This is a genomic window from Deinococcus malanensis, from assembly GCF_014647655.1.
Lineage (GTDB): Bacteria > Deinococcota > Deinococci > Deinococcales > Deinococcaceae > Deinococcus > Deinococcus malanensis.
Map to the genome: position 1 here is coordinate 1 of NZ_BMPP01000048.1, position 6766 is coordinate 6766.

Annotated in this window: 7 protein-coding genes; 4 read left to right on the forward strand and 3 right to left on the reverse strand. The window is 62.9% G+C overall.

Translation table 11 applies throughout. The annotated features are described in order from the left end of the window. Positions 1-516 precede the first annotated feature (516 nt). Positions 517-972, reverse strand: a complete 456-nt coding sequence (locus IEY49_RS20985; protein WP_189012338.1) for a response regulator — start codon at positions 970-972, stop codon at positions 517-519. A 247-nt stretch (positions 973-1219) separates the two neighbouring features. Between IEY49_RS20985 and IEY49_RS20990 the strand changes: the two genes are divergently transcribed. From IEY49_RS20990 to IEY49_RS21005, 4 genes are all read left to right on the forward strand, one after another. After that, a complete protein-coding gene (locus IEY49_RS20990) occupies positions 1220-2224 on the forward strand; it encodes an ABC transporter ATP-binding protein (RefSeq protein WP_189012340.1) in 1005 nt (334 codons plus the stop codon). Then, positions 2217-3008 (forward strand): ABC transporter permease, encoded by a 792-nt coding sequence (locus tag IEY49_RS20995; protein ID WP_189012342.1) that lies wholly within the window; start codon positions 2217-2219, stop codon positions 3006-3008. Before IEY49_RS20990 ends, IEY49_RS20995 begins: the two co-directional genes overlap by 8 nt. A gap of 13 nt (positions 3009-3021) precedes the next feature. Then, positions 3022-3801, forward strand: coding sequence for an ABC transporter permease (locus IEY49_RS21000; RefSeq protein ID WP_189012344.1), 780 nt, complete (start codon positions 3022-3024; stop codon positions 3799-3801). Positions 3802-3939: 138 nt separating this feature from the next. Beyond that, positions 3940-4080 carry a hypothetical protein gene (locus IEY49_RS21005; RefSeq protein ID WP_189012346.1) on the forward strand — a complete coding sequence of 47 codons (141 nt, stop codon included), beginning with the start codon at positions 3940-3942 and terminating at the stop codon, positions 4078-4080. Positions 4081-4365: 285 nt separating this feature from the next. Here the strand turns inward: IEY49_RS21005 and IEY49_RS21010 are convergent, their stop codons facing one another. Then, positions 4366-5298, reverse strand: coding sequence for a hypothetical protein (locus tag IEY49_RS21010; RefSeq protein WP_189012348.1), 933 nt, complete (start codon positions 5296-5298; stop codon positions 4366-4368). 525 nt (positions 5299-5823) lie between these two features. Further along, positions 5824-6249 carry a PRC-barrel domain-containing protein gene (locus IEY49_RS21015; RefSeq protein WP_189012350.1) on the reverse strand — a complete coding sequence of 142 codons (426 nt, stop codon included), beginning with the start codon at positions 6247-6249 and terminating at the stop codon, positions 5824-5826. Between the last annotated feature and the right edge of the window lie 517 nt (positions 6250-6766).

Here is a 6766-nt window from a genome sequence, read left to right on the forward strand (position 1 = left end):
TGTTTGAACTCGGCTGAATACGTCTTTCGTTGTCCCATGTCGCACCTCGTTGTCGTTATTCTCGGAGTTCTTAACTCCGTCTACGCACAACTGGTGCAACCCCAACTCCTCCTCATCAGGACACGCGCGACTGCCTCGAGAACGCTTCACCTCACTGTTCACCTTTTGCATGGAGTGATGTGTTGCCTACACGACACGGCTGAGAGAAACCTGGGGTGGCGGCCACGACATGCAGGTCATGTCCATCACTCTACAGACCACGGGAGCCTGGCCGGAACCCGTCACGCAGGTCGCCGTCCTGCCCCTGACCAAGGGGGGGACCCTCACCGCTCCCCAGGGCCATCTCGTCTTGGGCTCAATGCCCGCAAGCAGGTTGACGGCGCCTACCGGGACTTCCTGGAGCTGCTCAAGAGTCAGGTGCTGGGCGCACTCCGGTCCGCTGACCTGGCCGACACGCTCGAGGAACAGAACGCAGAGCTCGAAGCACGCACTCAGATGCTCGAAGCGTTCAGTACGTCATCGTTGGTGGAAGGGGCGAGTGTTGCTGTTGCCTTCACCCGTGTACGCCACACGGATTGCCTGCCAGTACCCCAGCACCATTTCCACCCGTGCCGTAAATGCTTCGAACGCCGATGACTTCATCAGGCAGGAACTCGCATACAGGCTGTATGTGGGACTCGCATTCCTCACCGCGTGCGAGGTGCCGAGCATTACGATTGGGATCAAGGACAACTCGGGGTGATCCCTGAGCCGCTCCAGCATCCGGAATCCGCTCATCCCTGGCATGGTGACGTCCAGCAGGATCACGTCCGGCAGGGCGAATCCGCACTCCAGCAGTTCGAGCGCCTCTGTTTCGTTCGACACACACGTCAGCGTGCCTTGCGGCTGCAGCAGCTCGAAGGCGGCCTGGGCGAGGCGTCGAACAGTGGGGTTGTCGTCGACCAACAGGTAATGCTGTGGAATGGACGTCATGAGCCAGCATACGAACGAGCACTCAAAAATTGCACAAGTGGAACTGTGCAGCTCGTTGCAAGCTGGTCACTCCAAACGTTCTGATTGGACGTCCTGAGGACACATCGGGTTCAGGCCGAGGTCCTGCGCGAGTTGTCCGATCAGCATCCAGCCTCCCAGGGGCCCTCCCACTTGACCTTCCAGCCTCTTGGAACTTGTAGCGTGCTCCCGTGAGGCCGGCCCCGACCCCACACCAGGAGGACCCTACTTGACCCCCATCATCCGCGTCGACCATCTGCACCGAACCTACCGGGTGCCCAAGAAACGCCCAGGTTTGGGAGGCGCGTTCCGGGACCTTCTTCACCCCGAGTACCGGGACGTCCACGCGGTCCAGGACGTCACGTTCGACATCCAGTCGGGTGAAAGCGTCGCGTACCTGGGCCCGAACGGCGCCGGGAAAAGCACCACCGTGAAGATGCTTGCCGGCATCTTGAAACCTAGCGGAGGTCAGCTCAGCGTGCTCGGATACGATCCGCACCGCCAGCGGCAAGCGTACGTGAAGCACATCGGTGTCGTCTTCGGGCAGCGCACCACCTTGTGGGTGGATCTGGCCGTCATCGAGTCTCTCCGTCTGCTGCAACGTGTGTACGCCATCCCGGAGCCGGTCTTTCAGGAGCGCCTGTCGATGTTCGACGAAGTCCTGGAGCTGGGGAAGCTGCTGGCCACTCCAGCCAGAAAACTCTCCCTGGGGCAGCGGGTCCGGGCGGATCTCGCCGCGGCACTCCTGCACGACCCACGGGTGGTGTTCCTAGATGAACCCACCATCGGCCTGGACGTGAGCGTGAAGGCCCGCATCCGAATCTTTCTGCGCCGGATTCACCAGGAGCTGGGGACGACACTGCTGCTTACCACCCATGACCTGGGGGATGTGGAAGCCATCAGCGACCGCGTCCTGGTCATCGACATCGGACAGCTGATCTTCGACGGTACCACCCGGCAACTGAGGGAGAATTGCGGGCGGGGGGACCGGATCACCATCGTGTCGCCGGAAGGCAGCCTCGCGGCGCTGAATGCTGCAACCACCGAGCTGGGGTTGAGCTGGACCGAGGACGGGCCAGGCCGCTACGGCACGGTGTATGACGCGCGTCGCGTCCGCACGCCGGACCTGGTATCCCGTGCTCTCTCCGCGGTGCCGGCCGAGGACCTGACTCTCCGGGAGGCGAGTATCGAGGACGTCGTGCGGGAACTGTACGAGCGGAGTCCGCATGACTGACCTGGGCGTGTACTGGGGCTTCACCCGTCTGCGCTTCCTGGACCTGATCGCGAACCGTACCCGCTTCCTGATTGGTATCGGGTCGTACTTCATCTACGTCAGTGTGTATGCCGCCGTCTACCGGGCTATCTACGCCGGGCAGACCCAGGTGGGTGGACTCAGCGCGTCGCAGGCGATCACGTACGTGGCGGTCGCGTGGGTGCTGCGCTCGCTGTACACCAACGCCCTGGACCGGGAGGTCACGACCTCCGTCCGGCAGGGGGACGTGGCGGTCGCGCTGCTGCGGCCGGTAGATGAACCGTGGTCACGCCTGGCTGGCGCGGCCGGAGAAGCCCTGGTGAGGGCGTCGATCTTCTCCCTGCCGGCGGCGGTCGTGATTGCTCTGGTGTACCCGGTGGCTGCGCCAGCTGGCCCCATGGCTGCCTTGGGATTCGGGCTGGGCGCGGTGCTGGCGTTCGGAGTGTACGCGCAGCTGAACCTGCTGGTCGGGATTTCTGCGGTGTTCACCGAACACACCGTCGGCGTGCAGCGGGCGAAGAACGCGATGGTGGACCTGCTGGGCGGGGTGCTGATCCCCTTGTCCTTCTTTCCGGAGTGGGCGCAGGGAGTCCTGGTGTGGTTGCCGTTTCAGGCCATCACGTACACGCCTGTCGCGATGTACCTCGGGCGGATGGAGGTCGGCGCCGGGCTGGCGGTGCAGCTGGCGTGGGTGGTTGTGCTGTTCGTGCTGGTGCGGGTCATGTGGCGGCGGGCGCTGGACCGGCTGACGGTTCATGGGGGCTGAGGTGCGGCGTCAGGTGTCGCTCGTTCTCGCGTACGTCAGCATGCTGGCCAAGGCCCGCTTGAGTTACCGGGCGGACTTCTTCGTGCAAGTCGGTTCGGACCTGCTGCTTCAGGCGGTCGACATTGCATTCCTGGCGGTGGTGTTCACCCGCGTGAAGTCGCTCGCGGGCTGGTCGTTCGCGGAGGCGCTGTTCATCTACGGGTTCTTCCTGATTCCGTTCGCGCTGTTCAACGCGTCGTTCGCGGCCCTGTCGGATGTTGGCGCCCGGTACGTGGTGGGGGGTGAGCTCGACCGGGTGCTGACCCGGCCTCTCAATGCCCTGGTGCAGGTGCAGCTGGAACTGCTGCGGCCGCAGGCGTTGAATGGCGTGGTGCTGGGCGTAATTGTGATGGCTATCGCCTCGTCCGGGTTGGGTCTGACGTGGACCGCGGCGGATGTGACCCTGGTCCTGGCAGGCATTCTCGGGGCGTGGCTGGTGTACGGGGGCCTGTGGATCGCGGTGGCGAGTTTGACCTTCTGGACGCAGGAGCGCGGGTCAGGACTGTTCCCAGTCTTCTACAACACCATCAATTTCTCGCGGTACCCGTTGTCGGTGTACCCGGCAGCGGTGCGGTTCATGTTGACGTTCGTGCTGCCATACGGGTTCATCGCGTTTTATCCGGCGGCAGGCGTGCTACGCGAGGAGTTCACACGGGTGGGGTGGTTCACGTTGCCCGTCGGGTTGGTGGTGATGGCGGTGGGGGTGGCCGTGTGGCAGCGGGGCCTGGCGCGGTATGAGGGTGCCGGGTCATAGCGGTGAATGGCCGCTCCCAGTCCCACGGGTCAAAGCCTGATCGTTCTCCGGCAGCAGTAGGGCAAATGGCATTAGGGCCATGGTCCCAACTGAATATCTGGTCACCATGCGAGACGCTGGACGGTGCAGGATCAGGGCATGACAGATCCTGCTGGGCTGCCCATCGGCCAACTCGCGGCACTGACCGGCGAGACAGTCAAAGCCATCCGGGACCCGGGCACCCGCTGGGCGCCGGTGAACGCTCGCACTTTGCCTACACGCCGCAGCACAGCCCCTTAATGCGTCGGTTCAGAGCACAGCCCCTTAAGTACGTTCGGCCATGACGTTTGGCCTGATGCGTGTTGGATGACCGCCCAACACGTGTGGATCCCTTTGACCTGCGCGCCGGTAGATTCTGCTGTCTCACCGACTCAAATGCTCGAACGCGGGTCACCATCGTTGGTCCAACACCGATCAGCGTGTTGTGATGGTTCTCGCACAGCAGCCAGCTGAAATCCTTCGCGCCTGATGGGGACGCCGGTTGGTTTGATCAGTTCGAAACGGTGAGGGATGACTGGGTAATGGTTAAATCCGGCTCTGAGCGTCACGTCCGGTCACGACTGAGCCGCCGCTGGGCAGGTCCGCCCCCTTGCCACCGCCCAGTGTTGCTGCACCCAGGATCAGGCCCAAGGCCAGGAGGAAGCCCCACGCGGCGGTACTCGCGGTGGTGCGGGCGATGCGCTCAGTGGCAGCTGCGGCCTCTTCCGCCTGCTGGCGCACTTCAGTGGCACGCTTGCTGATTGCCTGCGCGGTCGTCTGCGCTTCAGCTGCGCTCAGGCCCTGCCGTTGCAGCCGGGTCACGAACTGCTCCCCGCTCAGTGCAGTGGTAATGCTGTCGAGCCGGTTGGTCACGAACTCGTCGAGGCTGCTGACATTGTTCAGGTTGCGGCCCAGGTCCCGGCTAGCGCGCCGCACGATGCCACTGACCACCCGGGTCGCCGCGGTGGCCTGCTCCTCGCTGAGCTCGGGGGCGCTCTCTCCGATGATCTGCCCGATCTCCTGCTCGTCCAGGCCGTTCAGGACGTTCTGCACCGGATCACTCTGACCTGCGGTGCTGTTCGCCGCGGCGCCACCCGCCTGCCCCGCCACGTTCGCGGCGCTGCCCAGGATGTTGCTGGCGGTACGGAAGCCGGCCGTCAAGGCGTTGCTCAACACCAGTGTGGTCAGCAGGGCGAGCAGCGAGCCGGTGATCAGCCCGTTGAACCGGCCCTGTGCAGGGGTGAGGTACCCCGAAGCGCGGGCAGCGGTCAGCCCGGCCAGGAAAGCGGAGATGAGCAGGCTCAGGCCCAACCAGATGACGGTGCCAATGGCGAGGCCACGTGCGGTGTCGGCGCCAGCGCCAAACGTCACGCCGAGTGCGCTGAGGGCTAGCTGGGTGACGACGCCCACCACGACGCCGGCAAGGACGCCAGTCCAGTTGATGCGGGTCAGGAAATTACCATGGTCAACTAAGGTCATACATACTCCTTAAGAAAAATGGGGAGCCCTTCCTGATGGAAGGCCTGGGTTCTGGCGGAGAATGGCTGTTGACATTGCTTCCTTTTGCTCTCCATGGCCCCGCCGGTCATGTCGGTGAAGGCTCGTGAGTGATGTCCATCGGTATCGTCCCCGCGCAGATCGCCAGGACTGCCCTGGTCATCCGTAAGGTTGGACCTGATCGTCATCGGAATGGTTTCTGTGCAGCTGGTTGCCAGGAGCGCTCAACATGGAGAATCGGATATTTGCCTGTTCGGGAAAAGGTACCTGGAGTCAACCCCTCAGCTTTCTCGGGTGGCGAAGGCCAGGAGGCCTTCGCCACGCAGTCAGGCGCCCTGGAGATCCACTCCGGGTCCTTGTTCGGGTGACGTGTCCCTGCGTAGGGATGGCAAGGTGGTTAGGCTGGATCCTTCCGATGTACACAGCGCTTGAGGACAGGTGCGGCCCACCAGGCAAGCTGAAACCCCGTATCAGGCCGACTGCCCCAACTTGGATACCCCGCATAGCTCAGTACACCGGGAAGCCGGGGTAGATGTACCCGGAACTCCAGTACGGCATGTACCCGAAGTGAGTGTAGGCCGGTTCCCAGGCTTCCGGCTCCTGCTCGAGGACGAGTTCCGGGTCATACACCGGGGCGGCCGCCACCTGGACCCGGGTCGGGTCAATGTGCACTTCGTCCGGCGTTACCTGGCGCACAGCGTCCACCGGGACGTAGAACGACTGGCCCCCCCAACCAAGGAAGCCCCCGGCATGGATTTGCAGGATGCGGACTTTCTTCTCGCCCTGGTCAATGAACAAGGCTTCGACATGACCGACGTCTTCACCATTCCGGTCGATGACTTTACGCCCGCGAATGTCCGGTTCAGAAGTGGAAATGCTCAGGTAGGTATCTTTCAGACGTTCAAGGGTATGTTCAGGAAACTTCTGTGTCATGGTCTGCTCCTTGACTGAATCGCACGAATGCAAAGAAGGCCAGGGTGCCAGAGTAGCCGCATCGACTTTAACGGTCTGGACAGGAACCCTGAGGGAAGTCAGGGACGGATCCAGCTGCTCCTGCTGAGCGCTGATCCGAGGGTGAGATGCCGTTCAGACCGTCACCCCAACGGTAGGACGGTTGGCTGAACCCTGGCTGTATCCCAGTTGAAGTTATTCGTGGGCCGTGGGTCCGGGATCCGTTCCTGGACTTCCCCTGATGGAGAGTCGCCGGGTTCTTTCTCCCGGTCTGCAAGGTCGATAACGGAGAGGACGCGGTTGGATGTCGTGGATTCCCGGGTAATGAAGATGCCACCGTACGCTTGGGCACGTTGTGCCATCCGCTTGTCGAGATCCCCGGCGGTGGGCTGAGTTGACGTGACCCCTAATTCTCGGTCCACTCCGGTTGCGACAAGATGGGCAATCCGGAGGGGCAATGAAAGGGAAACGGTATACCGAGCAACAAATTCTGGAGATC

Bases quoted from the DNA above. Each gene is read 5' to 3' on its own strand.
- IEY49_RS20985 (WP_189012338.1), bottom strand. From the start codon at position 972: ATGACGTCCATTCCACAGCATTACCTGTTGGTCGACGACAACCCCACT.
- IEY49_RS21015 (WP_189012350.1), bottom strand. From the start codon at position 6,249: ATGACACAGAAGTTTCCTGAACATACCCTTGAACGTCTGAAAGATACC.
- IEY49_RS21010 (WP_189012348.1), bottom strand. From the start codon at position 5,298: ATGACCTTAGTTGACCATGGTAATTTCCTGACCCGCATCAACTGGACT.
- IEY49_RS21005 (WP_189012346.1), top strand. From the start codon at position 3,940: ATGACAGATCCTGCTGGGCTGCCCATCGGCCAACTCGCGGCACTGACC.
- IEY49_RS20995 (WP_189012342.1), top strand. From the start codon at position 2,217: ATGACTGACCTGGGCGTGTACTGGGGCTTCACCCGTCTGCGCTTCCTG.